This window comes from Bradyrhizobium australiense (assembly GCF_013114825.1).
Lineage (GTDB): Bacteria > Pseudomonadota > Alphaproteobacteria > Rhizobiales > Xanthobacteraceae > Bradyrhizobium > Bradyrhizobium australiense.
In genome coordinates, this window is record NZ_JAAVLX010000003.1 from 499,473 (window position 1) to 521,016 (window position 21,544).

The 21,544-nt window shown below is 63.2% G+C and carries 20 protein-coding genes; 11 read left to right on the forward strand and 9 right to left on the reverse strand.

Annotation, left to right across the window (positions count from 1 at the left end):
• Window positions 1-128 precede the first annotated feature (128 nt).
• Window positions 129-1,616 carry a M48 family metalloprotease gene (locus tag HCN58_RS09460; protein ID WP_171579534.1) on the reverse strand — a complete coding sequence of 496 codons (1,488 nt, stop codon included), beginning with the start codon at window positions 1,614-1,616 and terminating at the stop codon, window positions 129-131.
• 99 nt (window positions 1,617-1,715) lie between these two features.
• A complete protein-coding gene (locus HCN58_RS09465; protein ID WP_171579085.1) occupies window positions 1,716-2,501 on the reverse strand; it encodes a thermonuclease family protein in 786 nt (261 codons plus the stop codon).
• A gap of 83 nt (window positions 2,502-2,584) precedes the next feature.
• Between HCN58_RS09465 and HCN58_RS09470 the strand changes: the two genes are divergently transcribed.
• From HCN58_RS09470 to HCN58_RS09495, 6 genes are all read left to right on the forward strand, one after another.
• Window positions 2,585-3,016 carry a VOC family protein gene (locus tag HCN58_RS09470; RefSeq protein WP_210265925.1) on the forward strand — a complete coding sequence of 144 codons (432 nt, stop codon included), beginning with the start codon at window positions 2,585-2,587 and terminating at the stop codon, window positions 3,014-3,016.
• Window positions 3,017-3,073: 57 nt separating this feature from the next.
• A complete protein-coding gene (locus tag HCN58_RS09475) occupies window positions 3,074-4,351 on the forward strand; it encodes a serine hydrolase domain-containing protein (RefSeq protein ID WP_171579086.1) in 1,278 nt (425 codons plus the stop codon).
• A 387-nt stretch (window positions 4,352-4,738) separates the two neighbouring features.
• The gene (locus HCN58_RS09480) at window positions 4,739-8,083 is read left to right on the forward strand and encodes an adenylate/guanylate cyclase domain-containing protein (RefSeq protein ID WP_171579087.1); all 3,345 of its coding nucleotides are present in this window, start codon (window positions 4,739-4,741) and stop codon (window positions 8,081-8,083) included.
• A gap of 171 nt (window positions 8,084-8,254) precedes the next feature.
• Window positions 8,255-9,463 (forward strand): ABC transporter substrate-binding protein, encoded by a 1,209-nt coding sequence (locus HCN58_RS09485; protein WP_171579088.1) that lies wholly within the window; start codon window positions 8,255-8,257, stop codon window positions 9,461-9,463.
• Window positions 9,464-9,620: 157 nt separating this feature from the next.
• Complete coding sequence (locus HCN58_RS09490) at window positions 9,621-10,415, forward strand: enoyl-CoA hydratase (RefSeq protein ID WP_171579089.1); 795 nt, start codon at window positions 9,621-9,623, stop codon at window positions 10,413-10,415.
• A gap of 1 nt (window position 10,416) precedes the next feature.
• Entirely contained in the window at window positions 10,417-11,181 is a 765-nt protein-coding gene (locus HCN58_RS09495; protein ID WP_171579090.1) for a VOC family protein, read from the forward strand.
• A 184-nt stretch (window positions 11,182-11,365) separates the two neighbouring features.
• Here HCN58_RS09495 and HCN58_RS09500 read toward each other — a convergent pair whose 3' ends face one another.
• From HCN58_RS09500 to HCN58_RS09510, 3 genes are read right to left on the reverse strand one after another with little or no spacing between them, the layout of a single operon-like run.
• On the reverse strand, window positions 11,366-12,166 hold the full coding sequence (locus HCN58_RS09500) for an enoyl-CoA hydratase/isomerase family protein (RefSeq protein WP_171579091.1): 801 nt from the start codon (window positions 12,164-12,166) through the stop codon (window positions 11,366-11,368).
• 39 nt (window positions 12,167-12,205) lie between these two features.
• Window positions 12,206-13,366 (reverse strand): acyl-CoA dehydrogenase family protein, encoded by a 1,161-nt coding sequence (locus HCN58_RS09505; protein ID WP_171579092.1) that lies wholly within the window; start codon window positions 13,364-13,366, stop codon window positions 12,206-12,208.
• 34 nt (window positions 13,367-13,400) lie between these two features.
• The gene (locus HCN58_RS09510) at window positions 13,401-14,468 is read right to left on the reverse strand and encodes an acyl-CoA dehydrogenase family protein (protein ID WP_171579093.1); all 1,068 of its coding nucleotides are present in this window, start codon (window positions 14,466-14,468) and stop codon (window positions 13,401-13,403) included.
• 279 nt (window positions 14,469-14,747) lie between these two features.
• Here HCN58_RS09510 and HCN58_RS09515 point away from each other — a divergent pair, with 279 nt between their 5' ends.
• On the forward strand, window positions 14,748-15,527 hold the full coding sequence (locus HCN58_RS09515) for an SDR family NAD(P)-dependent oxidoreductase (protein WP_171579094.1): 780 nt from the start codon (window positions 14,748-14,750) through the stop codon (window positions 15,525-15,527).
• A 146-nt stretch (window positions 15,528-15,673) separates the two neighbouring features.
• Here the strand turns inward: HCN58_RS09515 and HCN58_RS09520 are convergent, their stop codons facing one another.
• Both HCN58_RS09520 and HCN58_RS09525 read right to left on the reverse strand, forming a co-directional pair.
• Window positions 15,674-15,952, reverse strand: coding sequence for a GlsB/YeaQ/YmgE family stress response membrane protein (locus HCN58_RS09520; protein ID WP_171579095.1), 279 nt, complete (start codon window positions 15,950-15,952; stop codon window positions 15,674-15,676).
• 71 nt (window positions 15,953-16,023) lie between these two features.
• Window positions 16,024-16,593 carry a YidB family protein gene (locus HCN58_RS09525; protein ID WP_171579096.1) on the reverse strand — a complete coding sequence of 190 codons (570 nt, stop codon included), beginning with the start codon at window positions 16,591-16,593 and terminating at the stop codon, window positions 16,024-16,026.
• A 138-nt stretch (window positions 16,594-16,731) separates the two neighbouring features.
• Between HCN58_RS09525 and HCN58_RS09530 the strand changes: the two genes are divergently transcribed.
• Together HCN58_RS09530 and HCN58_RS09535 are read left to right on the forward strand one after the other, a co-directional pair.
• A complete protein-coding gene (locus tag HCN58_RS09530; RefSeq protein WP_171579097.1) occupies window positions 16,732-17,739 on the forward strand; it encodes a 2-dehydropantoate 2-reductase in 1,008 nt (335 codons plus the stop codon).
• Between the two features lie 64 nt (window positions 17,740-17,803).
• Complete coding sequence (locus HCN58_RS09535) at window positions 17,804-18,004, forward strand: hypothetical protein (protein WP_171579098.1); 201 nt, start codon at window positions 17,804-17,806, stop codon at window positions 18,002-18,004.
• 201 nt (window positions 18,005-18,205) lie between these two features.
• On the opposite strand, the gene HCN58_RS09540 is transcribed toward HCN58_RS09535, so the two are convergent.
• On the reverse strand, window positions 18,206-18,847 hold the full coding sequence (locus HCN58_RS09540; RefSeq protein ID WP_171579099.1) for a hypothetical protein: 642 nt from the start codon (window positions 18,845-18,847) through the stop codon (window positions 18,206-18,208).
• A 265-nt stretch (window positions 18,848-19,112) separates the two neighbouring features.
• On the reverse strand, window positions 19,113-20,069 hold the full coding sequence (locus HCN58_RS09545; protein ID WP_235983512.1) for a helix-turn-helix domain-containing protein: 957 nt from the start codon (window positions 20,067-20,069) through the stop codon (window positions 19,113-19,115).
• Window positions 20,070-20,321: 252 nt separating this feature from the next.
• On the opposite strand from HCN58_RS09545, the gene HCN58_RS09550 reads away from it, so the two are divergent.
• Both HCN58_RS09550 and HCN58_RS09555 read left to right on the forward strand, forming a co-directional pair.
• Window positions 20,322-20,960 carry an RraA family protein gene (locus tag HCN58_RS09550; protein ID WP_171579100.1) on the forward strand — a complete coding sequence of 213 codons (639 nt, stop codon included), beginning with the start codon at window positions 20,322-20,324 and terminating at the stop codon, window positions 20,958-20,960.
• 213 nt (window positions 20,961-21,173) lie between these two features.
• The gene (locus tag HCN58_RS09555) at window positions 21,174-21,542 is read left to right on the forward strand and encodes a cupin domain-containing protein (protein ID WP_171579101.1); all 369 of its coding nucleotides are present in this window, start codon (window positions 21,174-21,176) and stop codon (window positions 21,540-21,542) included.
• Window positions 21,543-21,544 lie beyond the last annotated feature (2 nt).

Consider the following 21,544-nt stretch of genomic DNA (forward strand, 5'->3'; position numbering starts at 1 on the left):
GGGGAGAAGGAAGGCGGAACCGTAGCCCGGATGGAGCGAAAGCGTCATCCGGGGCCATGCCGGAAGGAGGTCGAGGTAATCCCGGAATGCGCTGCGCTCCATCCGGGCTACGTTCGCCGGGGTCGGCCTCAATCCACCACGATCTTCACGCGATCCCTTGGCTTGATCTGGGCGTGCTGGTCGAGGCCGTTGAGGATACGGAAGCGCTCGGTGGGGCGGTCGAGGCCGGACATGCGATGGGAGAGCGATTCCACGGTGTCGCCGGGCTGCACCGTGATGACCTTGATACGCAGGGGACGCGCGGCCTGGATTTCTTCCAGCGTCAGGCGGCGGAACGAGTTGACGGTCTCGCGCGCATTGCGCTCGCTTTCGGTGTTGCGCTGCTTGGCGGCGAAGATAAAGCGGTAGACGTCGCTGCCGTAGCGCAGCGCATAGACCTTGAACTGCCACTGATCGCCGTTCGCGGAAGCCGAAGCCACCGGAAAACCATTGATCATGAGGTCTTCGGTCGAGCCCTTGTCGACGCCTTCCATCCAGCCGGAATTGAGGTAGTCGGCCAGCGACTGTTCGGCCGGCACGCGCACCACATCGAAGCGCATCGCCTGCGTGCCGCCCTCGCGCACGCCGATCACGGCCTGCGCGGTGTTGTCGAGCGTAAACGTCTCGGGTGCGGCAAAGGTGAAGCCGAGCTTGGGATGCAGGAAACGCCGGCCGCGCACAAAACCTTCGCTGGGATCTTCGCCATAGACGATGTTGTCGATCGCGGCGAGATAGGTCTCGCGGTCGCGCTCGCCGCTCTGCGGCGAGGTATATTGCCGCGCGCTGGCCTGCGCGTTCTGCACGCGCTCAGGCGTCGCCGGGTGCGAGGAAAGGAAATCCTGCGCGCGCGGATCGAGCGAGGTCTTGCCGGCCTTCAGCGCCGCATTGCGTTCCATCGCGGCGAGGAAGCGCGCCGCGCCGTAGGGATCGAAATGGGCGCGGGCCGAAATGCCGACGCCGATGCCGTCGGCCTCGAATTCCTGCTGCCGCGAGAAGCTCGCCATCGTCAGCTTGGTTTTTGCCAGCGCCAGCGCCGTCAGGTCGGGATCGTTGCTCATGTCAGTGACGACGCGCGTCACTACCGCCGCCTGCCGCGCCTGGTCCTCACGGATCGAGGCATGCTTTGCGATGACATGCGCCATTTCGTGGCTCAGCACCGAGGACAGTTCCGAGGTGTCGCTGGCGAGCGCCACCAGCCCGCGCGTTACATAGAGCTGGCCGGTCGGCAGCGCGAAGGCGTTGACCGCGCCGGAATTGAGGATGGTGACCCGGTAGGCCTGGTCCGGACGGTCCGACGCCGCCACCAGCCGGTCGACGGTCTTGCCGATCAGGGTCGCGAGTTTCGGATCGTCATAGGCGCCGCCATAGGAGGCGAGAATGCGCTCGTGCTCGCGCTCGCTCGCCGGCGTCTGGGCGACGGTGCGGCTCGGCTTGGGCGCGGCAACCGTCGGCGCAGCGGTCTCGATCTTTCCAAGATTCCCACAGGAAGAAAGCGTCAGCGCAGCGCACAACAGGGCCGGCGCAGCCAGAAGGCGGCAGCCCGTATTTCCTTCGCGCCGTTCTGCACGATGCGTCAAATCAGCCACTCAGATCACGATCCGACCGGAATCAGTGATCCCATCCCTTTTCTGCGCGTGATCCAAACGAAAACCGGTGCCCAGTTTTCGGATCAAGCGCTATTTCCCGCCCAGCACCTCAATCTGCCCCACCCGAAGCAGTTCGATCCGTGGTCCTCCCCGCGACGAGACAACCCCGCGGACACGAATCCGTCGATTTTCGAGCGACTTAGGTCCAAGGCCGGCGCTCTCGAACACCGGTATGATGCGCCTTGAAATAGTCGCAGCAAAGTCCCGTGTCCAGTTCCGCCCGAAATTCAAGTAGGTGACTGCCCCCGCCTGTCGAACGGACAGTACTCTGCCCTCGACCACCGTAAACTGCCCAATCGCGGCCAGAATATCGCCCGGACTTTCCGTGTTTTTTATGGCCGTGGGTTCAGCCCAGATGCCCAATTTGGCATCCCGCGCGGTCGCCTCGGCCGCGGCCAGCGCTGCAGCGCAATTTTTATCAGCTATATCGCTCGAAACCAGCGCCTCGCCGCGGCGCAGCAGCTCGCTTTGGACCGATTGTTCCGAGCCGGTCACGAACACAATGGCCGGCTGCCGGCCATAACGATCCGGCGTGTCGTCCTCGCCATGCAGCGTCACGTCGCGGCCAACGACAATGGCGGACAATGCGGCTCTGCCCCCGGCCCTATCGGTTCCAGCACGCTCGATGCCGGCAAGGCGGATCTCGCGGCCGTCCTCGAGGCGAAAGCTGCGCGCGTCGGTTACGGCGGCGACACGGACTTCGCCTTGCCGCTCGAATACGCAATCCGCGCCGTAGGCTCGGCCGACGGACGCCAGCACAAGGCAGGCGGCGTAGGCCGGAAGCGCAGCGCTGTAACGTAATGCCGGACCAATCATAACGCTGCCTCTGTCCCGCTCGTTCCTTGTATGCTTGGATGGCAACGACATTGCTACCTGAGATTGCCACGCGGGGAGCGACAATGGAAGTCAACGGCATCGCGCATATTTTTCTCACCGCCTCGAATTACGAGCGCTCCCGCGATTTCTATCGGAAGCTGCTGTCGTTCCTGGCCTTGAAACCGGTGATCGACACCGAGACGACCTATTACTGCGTCGGCGGCCGTACCGCGGTCGGCATCAACGCGCCGTCAGCGGAGCACGAGGACGCCGCGTTCGAACCGCAGCTCGTCCGCCTGCATCACCTCTGCTTCCGTGCCCGCGAGCGCGCCGACGTCGACGAGCTGCACAGCTTTCTGCAGACGCTCGGCGCCAAAATCATCCGCGCGCCGCGCGAAGATCAATGGGCGCCGGGCCATTACCTCGATCCTGTTCGAAGATCCCGATGGCATCCGGCTAAAGCTCAATCATGTGCCGGGGAAGGGGTTGTTGGCGTATTACGCGCGCCTTCGTAGGATCGGTACAGCGAAGCGAAACCCATCCGACGCGCTACTTTCCGCGGGAGAAAGAGCATGAACCGTCACTTATCTTGGTTTGCGTTACCGCTTGCACTTGTTGTGGGAGCGTCCGGAGTCGGCCAAGAAGCGGCGAGAGTCGCTAGCGAGGCTGCCCTCGGGCCGGTATTTTCAGATACCGGCCCCGAGGCTGAAGTCTACGGCGCCGCCGCAGGGTTTCCGGTTGGTGATCGCGCGAGCGCTAGTCAACCTGGATATCTCGTCGGCACCTACAGCCATTTCGGTGAAATGTTTCCATCACGGCTGGTGCGACGCGCCGCGACACCCTGGCCGTTCAAGCGGGCGGCGGAGCCCGCGATCTCCTACCACTTCCGATCGGAAAGGCTCTCGATCGAGAACTATCTCGCCCGCAACCCGACCACCGGGCTGTTGATCGCAAGGGACGACACAATTCTCTATGAGCACTATCAGTACGCGCGCACCGATCAAGACCGATTCCTTTCACAGTCGATGGCGAAGACGATCACGGCGATGCTGATCGGCATCGCTGTTTCGGAAGGTAAAATTAAGTCGATCGACGATCCCGTCGCGGCCTATGTCGCCGGCCTCTCGACGACGGAATACGGAAAGACCTCGATTCGGGACCTGCTGCATATGTCGTCAGGCGTCACCTTCAAGGAAATCTACGACGGAAATGACGACATCGCCCAGCTCTCACGTGATCTGTTCGGCGGCTCGGGGAAGGATCCCGTCGCCAGCGTTGCCCAGTTCAACACGCGCGTAGCTCCCCCCGGCACCACGTGGCATTACGCCAGCATCGAGACAGAAATCCTGGGTCTGGTGTTGCGGGCTGTCACCGGCGGACCCGTCGCGGGCTATCTCCAGGACAGGATCTGGCAGGCAATTGGCGCAGAGTCTGACGCGTTGTGGGCCATCGATGGCACCGGACAAGAAATCACATTCTGCTGCTTCAACGCAGTCCTGCGCGACTACGCGCGGTTCGGCCGTCTCTTGGCCCATGACGGGGCATGGGAGGGACGTCAAGTGATACCACGGCAGTGGCTATTGGACGCCACGACGGTGCAGCCGGCCGCCGCTTATCTCGCTCCTGGAACGGCCACGCCGTATTTTGGCTACGGATACCAGGTGTGGCTTCTTCCCGGCGAGGCGCGCCGGTTCGCTCTACTCGGAATCCGGGGACAAATAATCCTTGTAGATCCCGTCTCCAAACTCGTCATGGTGCACACCGCCGTTCGTCAGAAGCCATCGGAGCCGTCCTCGTATGCAGAGGTCCTCGCGCTGTGGTTCGCGGTGGTCGCGCAGCTTGGAAAATGATCGTCGGTTTCGCGCAATCATTCCGCTTCGCGCTGATGGGTGGCGCGACTTGTCCGCCGTAGCTCATCAACGCAGGCGGAAGCGATACCCATCATATCTCCGCGCAAGGACTTGATGGGTTTCGCTGCGCTCTACCATCCTACTTGGCTGACGATGCAATGCTGCTTGCTGCACATCGAGCGCGCATCGCAAAGCAGTTATTCTCATCATGCCATGCGCTGATTGGTGGTGAGGATCTGTAGCGGAGCACCGCCTTGGTAGGAACTCGACAGCTAACCGCGGCCGAATAGCTGCATCAGGGCGTGCCATCCCCGAGATATTAGGCTAACGTTTCGCCGCCGTGGCCCAGAGATCGGCCTGCTGTCAACCACACACTCGGTGGAGCCAATGCAGCAGATTGCGGACTGGCTCGAAAATCTTGGGCTTGGGCAATACGCGAAGCGTTTTGCCGAGAACGGGATCGATGTCAGTGTCCTTCCCGAACTAAGGGACGAGGACTTCGATAGACTTGGTGTCCTGCTCGGCCATCGCCGCAAGATGCTTCGCGCTATCGCCGAACTCAACCAGGCCGAATTGACAGCGGCTCGGCAGCATGACGCCGAACGACGCCACCTCACCGTTATGTTCTGCGATCTGGTCGGATCGACGGCGCTCTCGGCGCGCCTCGATCCCGAGGACATGTGGGAGGTGATCCGCGTCTATCGCGCCGCGTGCGCAAAAGTGATCGCGGCTTATGACGGCGTGATAGCCCGGTTTGTCGGCGACGGAATTCTCGCCTATTTCGGTTACCCCCGGGCGCACGAGGATGATGCGGAACGCGCAGTGCGCGCCGGCCTCGACATCATCCCCGCAATGAGGCAGCTCGAAACGCGCACGCAAGGGCGGGTCGACGTGCGGATCGCCATCGCAACGGGTCTTGTAGTGGTCGGTGACCTCACCAGCGGAGGCGCATTCGAAGAACAGGCGATGGTCGGCGATACGCCAAATATCGCTGCCCGGCTGCAGAGCCTGGCGGAGCCAGGGGCCGTTGTCGTCGCCGCTTCGACGCGCCAATTGCTTGGCGATCTCTTCACCTTTCAAAACCTCGGGTATCGCGAGGTCAAGGGGATATCAGAACCTATTGCAGTCTGGGCGGTCGAAGGCGGTGCCGCGTCGGAGAGCCGCTTCGAGGCGGTGCGCACGGCGCGGTCCATCGGCTTTGTCGGGCGCAAGGCAGAGACCGAATTCGTGCTCGCGCGACAGCAACTGGCGTGGCAGGGCGAGGGTCAGGTGGTGCTGATTTCCGGTGAGGCCGGGATCGGCAAGTCGCGCCTTGTGGCAACGCTGTGCGAGAGCGCTGCGCTGGGGCGGCACCGCCGGCTGCGGTATCAGTGCTCACCCTACCACTCGAACAGCGCGCTTCATCCCTTTGTCGCTCAGCTCGAGCGCGCCGCCGGCATCGGTCCAGAGGACACGTCCGAGCAAAAGCTCGACAAGCTCGAGGCAATGCTTGCACTCGGAACGCAGCGGGTCGGCAACGCCACGCCGCTCATTGCCGCGCTGCTTTCCATCCCGACCGGCGAGCGCTATCCACCGCTGGCTTTGAATCCAGTGCAGCAGCGGCGACAGACCTTCGCCGCCCTGCTCGACCAGTTTGAGGGTCTGGCACGGCAGCAGCCACTGCTGATCGTCTGCGAGGACATGCACTGGGCCGATGCCACAACCCTCGAACTGTTCGATCTCGCCGTCGATCGGATCAGGGGACTGCCGGTGCTCGCGCTCGCGACATTCCGGCCGGAGTTCGAGCCGCCTTGGGTAGGTCTTGCCAATGTTAGCCTGCTGCGGCTCGATCGGCTTGACCGGCGGGACACGCGCGCACTGGTCGAGCAGGTGACCATCGGTCGAGAAATTCCACGCGAGATGATGACGCAGATCGTCGACAAAACGGATGGTGTCCCGCTGTTCGTGGAAGAACTGACCAAGATGGTGTTGGAGTCAGGACTGCTGGTCGAAAATGACGGCCGCTATCGCTTCGATAGTCCGCTGCCGCCGCTCGCCATTCCCGCGACGCTGCATGACTCGCTTATGGCGCGGCTCGATCGGCTGGCGCCGGTGAAGGAGGTAGCGCAGATAGGTGCCGCCATTGGCCGCGACTTCTCATACACGCTGCTGCGATCCGTGGCGGGTCGCGATGATCTGACGCTGAGTGCTGCTCTGGCGCAACTCGAAGAGGCCGAACTGCTGTTGCGCCACGGCACGCCGCCGGAAGCGACCTATACCTTCAAGCATGCGCTCGTTCAGGAAACCGCCTACGAGAGCCTGCTCAGGAGCCGGAGGCAACTGCTGCATAGCCACATCGGCGATGTTCTGCGCGAAAAGTTTCCGGTCATCGCCGAGACCGAGCCGGAAGTCCTGGCATACCACTTCACTGAGGCGGGCCTGAGCGGAATGGCTGTCGAATGGTGGCGCAAGGCAGGCCAGCAGGCATTAAGACGCTCGGCATATAACGAGGCAATCGCACATCTCGGCAAGGCGGTTGCCATCGCAGATAGCCTGCCCGACGAGCCGGGCCGAACCATGAACCGGCTGCAGCTTCAAATCGCCTATGGCCGCGCGCTGCGAGGCAGCCTTGGCCACAGTGCCCCCGAGACGGTGGCCGCCTGGAAGCGCGCGCGGCAACTCGCAACTGATATCAATGATCCGGTCGAACTGGCGCCGATCCATTCGGGCCTGTTCAATGCCTGCCTGACTCACGGCGAGATCGCGCCGATGCGTGACCTGGCGGAGACCATCATGATCCTCGCCAGGCAGCGACCGGAATCGCCTGTGGCCGCCGTCCTCGCGCGCTGGACAACCGGCGTGACCTGCTGGTTCGGGGGCGATTACCTGAACGCGCAACTGCATCTTGAGCGCGCACTCGCTGCCTATGAGGCCGAACCCAATCCGGCAACCTTCAAGGCGTCGGCGCTGGACCTGCCTTTCGTCATCATGAGGTTTCTTGCCCTGGTGCTTTGGCCGCTCGGAAAGATTGATCGATCGCGCCGGCTCGCCACCGAAGCGGTGCGTGCCACGGGAGAAACGCGAGCGCTTTCTCAGGCCAATGCGCTCGTTCACAAGGCCGTCTTCGATGGGCTATGCGGGGGCATGTTGCAGGAAACGGAGACGATTTTGGCTCTCGGGCTCGCCCGGGAGCATACGATGCCGTTGTACGTTGCCGCCGGCAGTTACCTGAACGGCCTGGCAAGGTGGCGCGCCGGCGACCGGATGGATGGACTTGCCGAAATGCGCCGGGGCTGGACCTTGCTTCACGAGAATGACTGCTACCTTTGCGAGCCATTTTGGGGAATGCAGGTTGCCGTGGCGAATGCGGAAGCCGGGCAGCTTGAGACCGGATTGGAAATTTTGCGGGAGCTGATCTCCTGGACAGAACAATCCGGCCAGCATTGGCTCGATGCCGAACTTCATCGTAGTCAGGGTGAGCTGTTGTTGCGGCTTGATCCGCCTGATGTGTCCATGGCTGAACACAGCTTCCGTCGCGGCCTGGAAATCGCCCGAGCCCAGCAGACCAGAACTTTCGAGCTGCGCAGCGCAGTCGGACTTGCGCAACTCTGCAGGGCATATGGGCGCGAGGGATCAATTTCCGAGGTGCTGGCGCCAATCCTCGTCCATTTCGACGCCGAACAACATCTGCCCGAAATCGAACAAGCGGAAGCCTTGCTCAAGGGTGGGTTAGGAGCTCGGTCCAGCATTTAGTGATCGTTCTGGTGCGTAGCTGGCCCCGCGCCCTGTCGTTCATTCCGCTTAGCGGAAAACACGACAGAGCCCGCGCTGTCCTCCGCCTTGCCGCTAATGATGCCATGCGGCATGATCGTGCAGACAATTCAAAGCCGCTGGCAATGCGGCGCGTGCACAGGGAGAAACTCCATGAAGAGAGCCGTGACGGCCGTTTTCGCCGCCGCGCTGGCGATGTCGGCGACGGCGGCAATGGCGCAAGGCAAGCCGCCGCTCAAGCTCGGCGGCATTCTCGATATGTCCGGGCTTTATGCCGACATCACCGGGCCGGGCTCGGAGACTGCCGCGAAGATGGCAGTGGAGGATTTTGGCGGCGAGGTGCTGGGGCGCAAGGTCGAGATCGTCGCGGCCGATCATCTCAACAAGGCCGACCTCGCGGCCAGTATCGCGCGCGACATGCTCGACAATCAGGGCGTCGAGATGCTGTACGACGTGGCAGCGTCGGCGACTGCGCTCGCCGCCGGCGAGATTGCGAAAGCGCGCAACAAGATCGTGATGTATAGCGGCCCGGCGTCAATCCGGCTGAGCAACGAGGCCTGCGGGCCCTACACCGTGCACTATTCCTACGACACCTTTGCGCAGGCCAACGTCACCGGGCTCGCCACGGTTAAATCCGGCTTCGACACTTGGTTCTTCCTCACCGCCGATTATGCCTTCGGCCAGGACCTGGAAAAGGACACCACCAATGTGGTGGTGAAAGCCGGCGGCAAGGTGCTCGGCAGCGTCAAGCATCCGCTCAATACGTCGGACTTCTCCTCGTTCCTGCTGCAGGCGCAGAGCTCAAAGGCTAAAGTCGTGGGTCTTGCCAATGCCGGCGGCGACACCATCAACGCGATCAAGCAGGCGGCGGAATTTGGGCTCACCAAGAGCGGCGGTCAAAAGCTTTCGCCGCTGCTCGCCTTCGTCACCGACATCGACAGCGTCGGGCTGGAAACGGCGCAGGGGCTGTTGCTGGCCGAAGCCTTCTATTGGGACCTCAACGACGACACCCGCGCGTTCTCAAAACGCTTCATGGAACGCGTCAAGCGGCCGCCGACCGCGGCGCAGGCCAGCGTCTACTCTTCCGTCCTTCACTATTTGAAAGCCGTGAAGGCCGCGGGCACCACGGACGCGGCCGCGGTGATGAAGGTGATGAAGGAGACGCCGGTCAACGACATGTTCGCCAGGAACGGGCGGATTCGCGAGGATGGCCGCATGGTGCACGACATGTATCTGTTCGAGGTCAAGAAGCCGTCGGAGTCCAAAGCGCGCTGGGATTACTACAAGCTCCTGGCCACCATCCCCGGCAACGAGGCATTCCAGCCGCTGGAAGCCTCGCGTTGTCCGCTGGTGAAGAAATGACGGAGTGACGAAGTCACGCAGTCACCCCGGGGCGATGCGAAGCATCGAACCATGATGCGCAATTGCGCATTTGAGGATATCGAGATTCCGGGTCTGGTCCTTCGGACCATCCCGGAATGACGCCGACAACAAACCAACAACAACGAAAGCACGACAGATGAGCACAAACGAAATGGTCCTCCAGAAGTTCGAACAAGGCTTGCTCACCATCACCATGAACCGCCCCGACCGGCGCAATGCGCTCAATCCGGACATGACGCGCGGGCTGGTGGAGGCGGCGCGGCGGGCGGCGGAGGATCACGAGGTGCGTGCGGTGCTGATCAAGGGCGCCGGCGGCACGTTCTGCGTCGGCGGCGACGTCAAGTCGATGGCGGAGGGCAGGACGCCGCTCGGCTTCGAGGCCAAGATGGCCAATCTGCGCCGCGGCATGGAAGTGTCGCGCATCCTGCACCAGATGCCGAAGCCTGTCGTGGCGCAGCTCGACGGCGCCGCCGCGGGCGCCGGGCTTTCGATCGCGCTGTCCTGCGACCTGCGCGTCGCCAGCGCCTCCTGCAAGATCACGACCGCGTTCGCCAAGGTCGGATTATCAGGGGATTACGGCGGCACCTATTTCCTTACCCAGATGCTCGGCAGCGCCAAGGCGCGCGAGCTCTATCTGACCTCGCCGGTGCTGAGCGCGACGGAGGCCTACAATCTCGGCATGGTGACAAAGGTGGTGCCGGACGCCGAGATCGATGCCGAGGCGCACGATCTCGCGATGTCGCTGGCGCAGGGGCCATCGGTGACGCTGGGCTACATCAAGCGCAACATCAACAACGCCGAAACGATGTCGCTGGAAGCCTGTTTCGATGCCGAAGCGATCCATCATTCGCGCGCCGGCGACACCGCCGATCACAAGGAAGCCGCGAAAGCGTTTGTCGAGAAGCGCAAGCCGGTATTTCAGGGACATTGATATGGCCGAATATCTCAGGCTGCGGCAGATCTGCCTGGTGGCGCCGAACCTCGCGCCCGTAATCTCGGACATTTCCGAAATCATGGGCCTCAACGTGTGCTACCGCGACGGCAACGTCGCCAAATACGGGCTGGAGAATGCGCTGCTGCCGGTCGACACCATTTTGCTGGAAGTGGTGGCGCCGACGCAAGCTGGCACCGCGGCGGGACGCTTCCTCGACAAGACCGGCGGCCGCGGCGGTTATATGGCGATCTTCTGCTGCGACGATCCCGACGCGCGCGGCAAGCACGCCAACGCGATCGGCGTGCGCACCGCGAACGTGATCACGCACGCGCCCTATCACGGCGTGCAATTGCACCCGCGCGATTGCCGCGCCGCCTTCATCGAGTTCAATCACACCGACGACAGCGACGATGTGCTGGGGCCCTATCCGCCGGCCGGGCCGGATTGGCAGAAGGCGATCCGCAAGGACGTGACGCAGGCGCTGACGAAAGTCGAGATGCAGAGCCCGGATCCGCGAGGACTCGCGGAGCATTGGGGGAAGATTTTGGGTATTGCTGTAGCCGGGAATGCGAGCGGCGACCCTGAGCTGAAATTGCCTAATGCCAGCTTCCGCTTCGTCGAGGGCGCGAGCGATCTGATGAGCGGATTGACGTTCAAGGTCGCCGATGTCGCCAAGGTGCGGGATGCTGCCAAGGCGAAGGGATGCAAGGTATCAGGCAATACTTTCGATCTTTGCGGCGTGACCTTCAGCCTGTTGGCGTGAGGCGATGCCACTTCCCCTCTCCCCTTGTGGGAGAGGGTGGATCGCCGGCGCGAAGCGGCGGCGAGACGGGTGAGGGGTTCTCTCCGCAAACACGGACCTCTCACGCGGAGAGAACCCCCTCATCCGGCGCTGCGCGCCACCTTCTCCCGCAAGGGGGAGAAGGGAAGATGAGAGCCGCGCGAAATCACCTACCCTTGAAATTCGCCGCCCTTCGTTCGGCGGTGGCCTTGACGCCTTCCTTGAAATCTTCCGTCGCGCGCAGTTTGGTCTGTTCGGCGAGTTCGTGGTTGGTGGCGGCCATCACGCGGTCGGCGAGGCCGGCGCGCATGGTGGCACGGGTCGAGATCAGGCCGAGCGGGGAGCATTCGGCGATTTCTGCGGCGAGCTTCATCGCCTCAGCGCGCACCTGGTCCTGTGGCACGCAGACATTGGCGAGGCCCATCCTTGTGGCTTCCTCGCCGGTGACGCGGCGGCTGGTGTAGAAAATCAATTCCGCATTGTTGCGGCCAACCAGCTCGGGAAGGGTCGTGGTCAGGCCAAAACCCGGATGAAAGCCGAGCTTGGTGAAGTTCGCGGCAAAACGCGCTTCGGGGCAGGTGACGCGGAAGTCGGCGGACACGGCCAACCCCAACCCGCCGCCGATGGCGGCGCCGTGAACGGCTGCGACGATCGGCTTCTTGTTGCGGAAGATGCGCACGGCCTGGACGTAGAGATGGTTGATCGGCAGGTTCGCCGCCGGATCCTTTTGCGCGTTCGCTTCCTGCTCCTGCCGCTTCGGATCGGAGAAATCGGCGCCGGCGCAGAACGCCTTGCCTTGCGCGGCGAGCACCGAAGCGCGGATTTCGATATCATTGTCGAACTCCTCCAGCGCATCCGCGATCTGGTTGATCAGCGAGACGTCGAAGAAGTTCAGCGGGGGCTTTCGGATTTCGATCAGGCCGACATGGCCATGCTTTTCGACGCTGATATCAGTGTATTTGGTCATGCGGTTTCCTCGTTGAATCAGTGCAAGCCAGGCCGCGCGCTAGCGCAATCCGAGCCCTCGGGCGATGATGCCGCGCAGCACTTCGGTGGTGCCGCCCTGGATCGTCAGCTTGGGCGCGGTCTTGATGGCGAAGTCGAGCTGCTTTTCCAGCGTCTCGCGGTTGGTGGCGGTCTCCTCGACAAAGGCGGCGAGCTCGCGCACGCGGTGCGGCAATTGCTGTTCCCAGATCGTGCCGATGTCCTTGACGATGGACGCCTCGACCACCGGCTCCTTGCCGGCCTGAAGCATGCCCGCCACCGAAACCGACATGCGCCGCATCGTGTGCACCTGCGCCACCAGCCGCCCGATGCCTTCGGCGCTGCGGGTGTCCGGGTTGCTGCCGACAGCGCGGACCAGTTCAGTCAGCACGTAGTAGGTTTCCAGAAAGCGTTCGGGGCCGGACCGTTCATACGCGAGCTCGGAGGTCGCCTGTTTCCAGGCGCCGTCGACTTCGCCGAGCACGTGGTCCTCGGGAATGAAGTGATCGGTGAACACGACCTCGTTGAATTCATACTGTCCGGTGATCTGGCCGATCGGGTTCACCTGGATTCCCGGCTGCTTCATCTTGACCAGAAATTGCGTCAGGCCATGGCGGCGGTTTTCCTTCGTCGGGGGCGAGGTACGGAAAATCGCAATCATGTAGTCGGCGATATGGGCCGAGGAAGTCCAGATCTTGGTGCCGTTGATCAGGTAGCCGCCGTCGGTTTTTGTCGCGCGGGTTTGCGCCGCGAACAGATCGGAGCCGGAGTTCGGCTCGCTCATGCCGATCGCAAAACAGATCTCGCCGCGGCAGATGCGCGGCAGGATCTCCATCTTGATGTGCTCGGGCGCGTATTTCAAAAGCACCGGACCGCTCTGGCGGTCGGCGACGAAGAAGCGGCGCGTCGGCGCATTCGCGACGCGCATTTCCTCGGTCACCACATAGCGCTCGAGGAACGAGCGCTCGTGGCCGCCATATTTCTTTGGCCAGGTCATGCCGAGCCAGCCGCGCGCGCCGACCTTGCGGGAGAATTCCGGAACGTCGGTATCTTCTCGGTTCGGCTTGTGCGGATCGAAGGTGCCGGCGGCGATTTCCTCGGCAAGGAAGGCGCGCACCTCCTTGCGCAACTGCTCGCATTCGCTCGGCAGGCGGATCGGATCGAAACGGAGGGCTGCGGTCATTATCGTTCTCTATGCAGGCAAAGCGATGTGAAACTCAGCGCGAGGCCACCAGCGGCCACAATTCATCGGCGCCGCGGTTGCAGACGAGCTTGCCGAGCGCGACCGCCCAGTAGCTTTCCGAGCCGAAATCGTCGCGCCAGGCGAGCGCGCGCAGCGAGTAGCGATGCAGGATATGCTCGATGGTGAAGCCGATTGCGCCATGGACCTGATGGGCGATGCCGCCGCCTTTTTCCGCCGCTTCCGCGCAGCGGATCTTTGCCGCGACCGCTTCGAGGAACACTTCGTCGTTAAAGGAGGTTGCGTTGGCGATGGCGTCCGCGGCCGAGGTCGCCGCGGCCAGCGCGGCCGCCGACTCACCGGCGAGCCGCGCCAGATTGTGCTGCACCGCCTGGAACTTCGAGATCTTCTTCTCGAACGCGACGCGCTCGTTGGAATAGCGTACGGAAATCTCCAGCATCGATTCCAGCGCGCCGGCGATCTGCAGGGAGCGCGCGACGCCGCCCATCAGCATCAGCCGGGCCTGGTCGAAGCCTGTCGGCGCCGGCTTGATTGCGACCGGCGGCACCTTGTCCAGCATCACGACATCAGAAGGGTCGCCGCCGAGATTGAGCCCGCTCTCGATCCGGCATTTGCCGGCATCGAGCAGCGCGATGGAGAAATCACCCTTCGCATCATTGGCGAGCACCGCAAAATGTTTTGCGACCTTGGCAAACGGCACGCCGCGCGCCCTGCCGGAGAGGCTGCCATCGGCATTGACGGTAATCCGGTCTTTCGGGCTCGCGGGCACCACCGTCATCTCGCCGCCGGGTGACGCGATTTTGGCCTGCGCCAGAAGCCAGCCGGCCAGCATGGTCTCCGTCAGCGGCACCGCCACCGCAAAACGTCCGGCCGCGCTCAAGACGCTGAAACCTTCGGCGAGGCTTGCACCCGAGCCGCCGCAATCTTCCGGCACCCAAGCTAATGGTAGGCCGGCGTCGGTCAGCGCCTGCCAGAGCGGGGCTTTCCACTCGCCCTTGTTGTCGCGATTGATGGTTTGGGCGTCGGCGAGATCGGCGAAAATTTTCTCCGCGGTCTCGGCAACGATGTTCTCACTCTCCGCCACAGCGTTCCCCGAAATTGATTGGCACCCGCCCGGCGCTTGGTAACCAAAGCCTCGGGTGCGGTCTTTTCTTGCGCTTTATGATGGGCAAAAGCCATAGCCGTGACAAGCGCTGTCCGCAGGGCCGCATGAGGCGGCGGCATGAAGATCGTAGGCAAAGAATAATTCCGCACAGTGGAACGTTAGCGGATTTGCACGCACTTTGCGGCACGATATGGTAAGCCCGCGACCTACGAACGGGCGGTTCGAAACCCAGCTCAAAAGCAACAAGAGGGAATTAGGATGTCGAAGGATGGTTTGTGCGCGATTGTCACCGGTTCTGCTTCCGGCTTGGGAGCCGCGACCGCGGCCATTCTGGCAACGGGCGGCGCGCGCATCGTCGTCAACTATTCCAACAGCAAGGCGGAAGCGGAAGCCACGGCCGATCTTTGTCGCAGCGCCGGCGCCGAAGTCGTGGTGGTGCAGGGTGACGTGTCGCGCGATGAGGACTGTAGAAAGATCGCCGCCGCCGTGCCGTGGGGACGGCTCGACGTGCTGGTCAACAATGCCGGCACCACCAAGCATGTGCCGCATCACGATCTCGATGGGCTTTCCGCCGAGGACTTCCAGCGCATCTATGCCGTCAACACGATCGGCCCGTTCCAGATGATCCGCGCGGCGCGCGCGCTGCTCGAAGCGGGCGCGAAAGCCTCCGGTGCGCCGTCTGCCGTGGTCAATGTCTCGTCGGTCGCCGGCATTTCCGGCGGCGGCTCTTCCGTCGCCTATGCCGCGAGCAAGGGCGCGCTCAACACCATGACGCAGTCGCTGGCGCGTGCGCTGGCGCCTTTGATCCGCGTCAACACGGTATGCCCGGGTTATATCGATACGCCCTGGTTCACCAAGGGCCGCGGCGAGGCAGGGGCGAAAGCGGTGCGCGATGCCGTGGTAGCGAAGGTGCCGCTGAAGGTTGCGTCAACGGCGGAAGACATCGCGCAACTCGTCTGCTTCCTCGCGTCGCCGGCGTCGAGCAACATGACGGGCGAATTCGTGCGGATGGATGCGGGCATGCATTTGGTTTTGTGAGGGTTGGAGGCTGTCATTCCGGGATAGTGCGTTAGCACCAGACCTCAGGTGCGCAATTGCGCACCGGGGAATCTCGAGATCCTCAGGTGCGCAAGTGCGCACCATGGTTCGATGCTTCGCATCGCCCCGGGATGACGCCTTCCGCGTCACCTGTTCCCCGGATCCGAGATCACGCCGCGCGCGACCAGCCGGTTCCAGATGAACAGCACCACCAGCGCGCCGATGGTGGCCGTGATGAAGCCGGCGCCCTGGTCGGGGCCGTAATGGCCGATCGCCTGGCCGATGAAGGTCGCCAGGAACGCGCCGGCGATGCCGAGCACCGTAGTCAGAATGAAGCCGGTCGGGTTGTTCTGGCCCGGCGAAAGGATGCGCGCGATGATGCCGGCGACGAAGCCGACGACGATGATCCAGATAATGCCGCCCATTTCCGTCCCTTTCCAATGCATCGATGGTGAAAGCGGCGCGGCGCTTCCCGAGCGCCGCGCGTCTCGCGGCGTCAGATCGAAATTTCGTTCTCGTTCGGCAGTCGTCCGTCCGGCGTCAGATGATTGACGACGTCGGGCAGATACTGGCTGAGCCCTTGCAGCAAATCGTCTCGCGACAATCCGCTTTGCGCCGATAGCTGATCGATCTCGTCGGCGCCGAGCGCATTGGCGAGATCGCCGGGCGAGACCTGCTTGTTGGGGCCGTTGCTGACCCAGGAGTCGGCCTGATCACCAAGGCCCTTCTGCTGTAATTGATTCAGGAGGTCGCCGAGGCCGCCGCTCAAGATGCTGCCGGCCGCGCCGCCTGCGAGCAGGCCGCCCAACCCGCCCTTGAGCATGTCGCTGAGGCCACCGCCGCCTATGCCGCCTGGAAGACCGGCGTTCACATTGCCCGGCGTGGGCGCCGGTTGCGGCGCGGAGCCGGTCTGGTTGCCGCTAAAATGCTTGATACCCTTCCAGGCGAGCAGTGCCAGGATCGCCATGGTCAAGGGCGACATTCCGCCGCTCTCGGCTTGTGAGCTGGGGCGGCTCGGGCCGCGCGGCCCGTTCACCATGCCGTTGAGTACGTCGAGTAAACCCATGGTTGTCTCCTCCGCGTAGCCCCGCGTGAAACATAACTGTGGCACATGACGGTTACAAGGCGCGGGCGGTGCCGCCTGCGATAGGCACAGTCCGCGCGCTCTGCTATTCGAAGCCGGGTGCAACGCGGTGGGTGACAAATGGTTTCGCGCCAAATGATCGGTATCGCCGGGGCGGGCAGCATCGGCTGCTTCGTCGGCGGCATGCTGGCGGCCGGCGGCCGCCGCGTGGCGCTGCTGGCGCGTCCGCGCGTGATCGCCGAAATCGAAGCCAACGGGCTGCGGCCGACGAGTTTTGAAGGTTTTGACCAGACCATCACGCACGGTCGGTTCGCATTGTCGGAAAATCCTTCCGTTTTTGCAGATGCCGGCGTCGTGCTGGTCACGGTCAAGAGCGCCGATACTGCTGCGATGGCCGACGTGATCGCTCACCACGCACCATCAGATGCCGTCGTTATCAGCCTGCAAAACGGCGTCGGCAATGCCGCCGTCCTCCGCCATCGCCTGCCGGGGCGGCGCGTGCTCGGCGGCATGGTGCCGTTCAACGTGATCGCGCTGGGCGAGGGGCGATTTCATCGCGCGACCTCGGGCGACATCGTCATCGAGCAGGACGAGGCGCGCACCGCCGAGAAGTTGTCGGTGCCGGGACTGACAATGCGGCCGACCGGCAACATCGACGGCGTGCAATGGGGCAAGCTGCTGCTCAATCTCAACAACGCGCTCAACGCGCTGGCCGATCTGCCGCTGCGCCGGCAGCTCGCACAACGCCCATGGCGGCGATTGTTCGCTGACCAACTCGCTGAAGCTCTTGCGGCGATCCGCGCCGAGGGCATCAAGCCGGTCTCGGCAACACCGATCCCGCCCGCCTGGATGCCGGTGCTGCTGCGCCTGCCGGATCCGGTCTTCGAAGCGTTGCTGGGGCGGACGATGAAGATCGATCCTGAGGCGCGCTCGTCGATGTGGGAAGATCTGCAGCGTGGCCGCCGCACCGAAATCGATTATCTGCAGGGCGTCATCACCGAAATCGCCGAGCGCCGCCGGCTTAAGGCGCCGCTGTCGCGCCGGATCGTGGAATTGATCCGGCGGGCCGAGCGTGAGGCCAAGGGTTCGCCGGGCCTGACGCCGGAGCAGATTCGTCCCGTGAATTGATTTGCCTTGAAATGGCGCCGGCCTGGCGCGAATTTCGTTGAGGTGAGCCGATGGGAGAAGCGACATGAAACGAACGGGCCTCGCGCTGGTAGCGATTGTCGTCCTGGCCGGCTGGGCGTCATTGCTGCCCGCCTATGCCGTGCCGCCGACGGTGACGCCGTCGCCGGGCTATGACGCGCGGCTGCAGGAGCAGCGGGCGGCGTCGCGCGCGGTCGCAGCACCCGCCGTCAAGCCGCGCCGCGGCAAGAAGGCGCGCGCGCATTGAAGCTGACGTCGCCGCGCCTGCCTGGCATGCCGAAGCTCGGACAAGCCGAATTCGCATTACCGGAAGTCCTGGACGATCGTGATTACGGATTGACACTTCCGCAGGCTGTCATTCCGGGATGCGCGCAGCGCAGACCGCGGTTGTCGGTGCGAGATTCCGGGTTCGTGCATCCGCACGCCCGGAATGACGAAGAAAAGCTCGTCAGCTCTTCTTCTGCTTTGCCGGCTGCTGCTGCTGTGGATTGAACAGCCGCTTCAGTTCGTTGATGCTCTCCGAGAGCCGCGGCCATTCACACGAGAATTGGCTCTTGGCGCATTGAGCAGCCCTAATGCGTGCGGCCTGCTTGACCGGGCTCGCCACCGGGATCGGCACTTTTTCGATTTCGACCGGCGGAGAGGCCTGCTCGGTGCGCAGCGAGACCTGCTGGATGCCTTGTTCTATGCCCTGCGCTGGCGGCGGCTCCGGCTGTTGCTGCCTGGCCGCCTGCGCCGCGACGGCGTGGTTGCGCCGTTCGCGCTCGAGATAGGCGGTATATTGCTCGTCGATCTTCTTCTGCTCTTCCGGCGTCGGGTTGGGACCTGCGATGTCGAAGGTCCGGTCCTGCATGAAATCATAATAGGTGTAGCCGCCGCCGGGCTTGCGGCGGCCGGCGAATTTCGCGTTGCATTCGGCGAGTTTCGCCGTCTTCTCTTCTTTGGTCGTCGCTTTTTCGGCAACGTCGGCGCAAGATTCGAAATCCACCGGCGCACTGCGCCACCATTGCGCGTCCGCGGGCATCGGCGCGAGCACGAACAGCCCACCGATCGCGGCAAAAACCAATGACGATGCACGTGAGGCGATCACGGACGATTTGCTCCGGTCGAATTCTTGGGAACTTTGGCTGAGTCGATTGTCATCATTTTGGCAGCGCTGTCACGCCCAAACTGCACGATGTTCCCGCTGGCGTTGTGATCTTACCCACTTCATGTGACCGATGGAACACAATGCCCGAACGAAAAAATTGTTGAGCAAATTCAACAGCAAAAGCACGTTGCGCACACGATGCTGCAGCGATGGGATTCGCACCATCTGAAGGCGAGCGGATAAGCACGCCACATTGTGGCAAGAATCAGTCAGATCCTCTCGCGCGGGCCAATGTGCGCGATGCCGTTTCGTGGAACGCGGAGCGATAAAGCCTTGCGAATTCGCCCATGTGATGAAAGCCGTTGGCGCGGGCGCACGACGTCACGGTGATGGCGTCGGATCCTTTCACGAGCTGTGCGCGAGCCGACCAAAGCTGCTTAAGACGCAAATAGCGATGCAGGCTCATGCCGCGAACGCTCGCCACCGCCGTGCCCAGCGTTCTGACCGACACGCCGCATTGTTCGGCAAGGTCGACGCTGTAGATTGGCGCGGCGGGATGAAGCGCCACATACTCGTCGATCATGCGAACCAGGCGGCAATAGCCACGGCTTGCAATCCTGCCCGCAACTTCCGGTGTTCTGCTGCTGCGGAACATCTCGTCGATGGCGAGCAGCAGGCCTTCCTGGAGGGCAAGCGCCGAGCGCGGCTCCTGCAACAGTTCCGGTATGGCGGAGGCTGTCTGCAAAATACCTGCCGTGACGGATCTGACGGTTGCGAGGGCGTCGGCGTCCGGCGTGAACGGGCAGAGCTGGTCCGGATTATCGAACCATTCCCGATCCCGCAGGCCGGCGCCAAGCGTGATGATCGCGTGCAGCGACCCGCGGGGTTCGACGAACTGCAAATCCACATTGCCGCGCATGCCGACAAAGGCCGGACGGTTCACGGACATGCCGTTGACGGCGACGTCGTAGTTGTCCTCGATCTGGAAGATGACGACACCATGCGCCGCGCGGTAGCTGACATCAACGATGCGGGGAAACGAGGAAAGCGCCGTGATCTGGCAGCAGGGCAACTGCACCATCGCGCGCGCGGTATGGAAATTCGCAAGATTCAACGGGACGCTGCGCGCGTCCGCGACGAATTCGACCGGCCGGAAGGCGTCGATGTCGGAAAACCGGAAAATCGAAAGGGCCGGCGAGGGGGCAAGCTTCTGGAACAGCATTTAAGAGAACTGGCGACGTGAATCTTCGCTGCCAGCGTCGGCCGGTCTGGTTAAGGCCGCGTTAAGAAGTGTGGCCGGCTGAAGATTTTGGCAGCACCGGCTCGACGTGCGGGGCCTACGTACCAGCCGCCCTGGACCCATCCAAATCCATTATACCTGCTCCAGCGGAATGCTAAGTGTCTTGCCGCAACCCAAGCCATCATGTGGCTGCTCGTGTCGCGCGGCCCGGAGCCGCAGGAGGAAACAGTTTTTATGACCATCACCACGGCCATGACCAGCGTGCCGAAGCCCGCGCCTGACCTGATCGACGCGTTCAGAGGGGCGCCGACGTCTGTCATTAGCGACAATCTTGCCCGGCTACCGGGGGCGGTCGGCCTGCGGCCGTTCCACCGCGGCAGCAAGCTCGTTGGAGTTGCCTTCACCGTGCGCACGCGGCCCGGCGACAACCTTGCGATCCACCGGGCGCTCGAACTGGTCGGGCCGGGCGACGTGATCGTGGTCGACGGCGGCGGCGACGAGACGCGGGCGCTGGTCGGTGAGATCATGAAGAACATCGCCGAATACCGCGGCGCCGCGGGCTATGTGATCGACGGCGCCATCCGCGACGTCGCGGCCTTCGCTGCTTCCGACTTTCCCTGCTTTGCCCGCGCGGCGATCCACCGCGGCCCGTACAAGAGCGGGCCCGGCGAGATCAACGTGCCGGTTTCCATCGGCGGTTCGGTGATTTCTCCTGGCGACATCGTGGTGGGCGATGAGGACGGCGTAGTGTCGTTTCCCGCTGCGACGGCCGCCTCCTTGCTTGAGGCGGTTCGCGCCCAGATCGAGCGCGAGGAGGATACGCTGATCGCGATTCGTGAAGGCCGCTACCAAGGCAGCTACGGCAAGTCTTGAGGATAGACTTTGATCGATGCGCAACGATCCCAAAGCGGACGCAGTGCAGCGCATGGCGCTGCATGCGTCCGGGAACCCGCGGCGCGTGGTGTGGACCCCGGCTCAGCGGCGCACCGCTTCGCGCTCTGCCGCATCCAGGGAACGCAGGCCGGTACGTGTCGCATCAAATTGAAGCGCCGCTGAGTAAAAATCACGCGCTTGAGGGAGGAAACGATGAGTCAGAAGGAAGAATTCCACAACCTCGACAACCCCGCCGACGGCCTATTTCGCGAACTCGCCCCCGGGCTCACGACGCGCATTTTCTCCGGCGAGCACGCCATGCTGTCGGTGGTGACGCTGGCGCCGCATTCGCAAGGCACCCTGCATCATCACCCCGAAGAACAATGGGGCGTGCTGCTTGAAGGCTCGGCGATCCGTGTTCAGGGCGGTGAGGAAATTCCGGTCAAGAAGGGCGATTTCTGGCGCACGCCTGGAAATGTGCCACATACGATGCGGGCTGGACCGGAGGGGGCGCGTGTGCTTGACATCTTCAGTCCACCGCGGCCCGAGTACAAGAAAGCCGGGTCCGGCTTCGGCACGTAAGC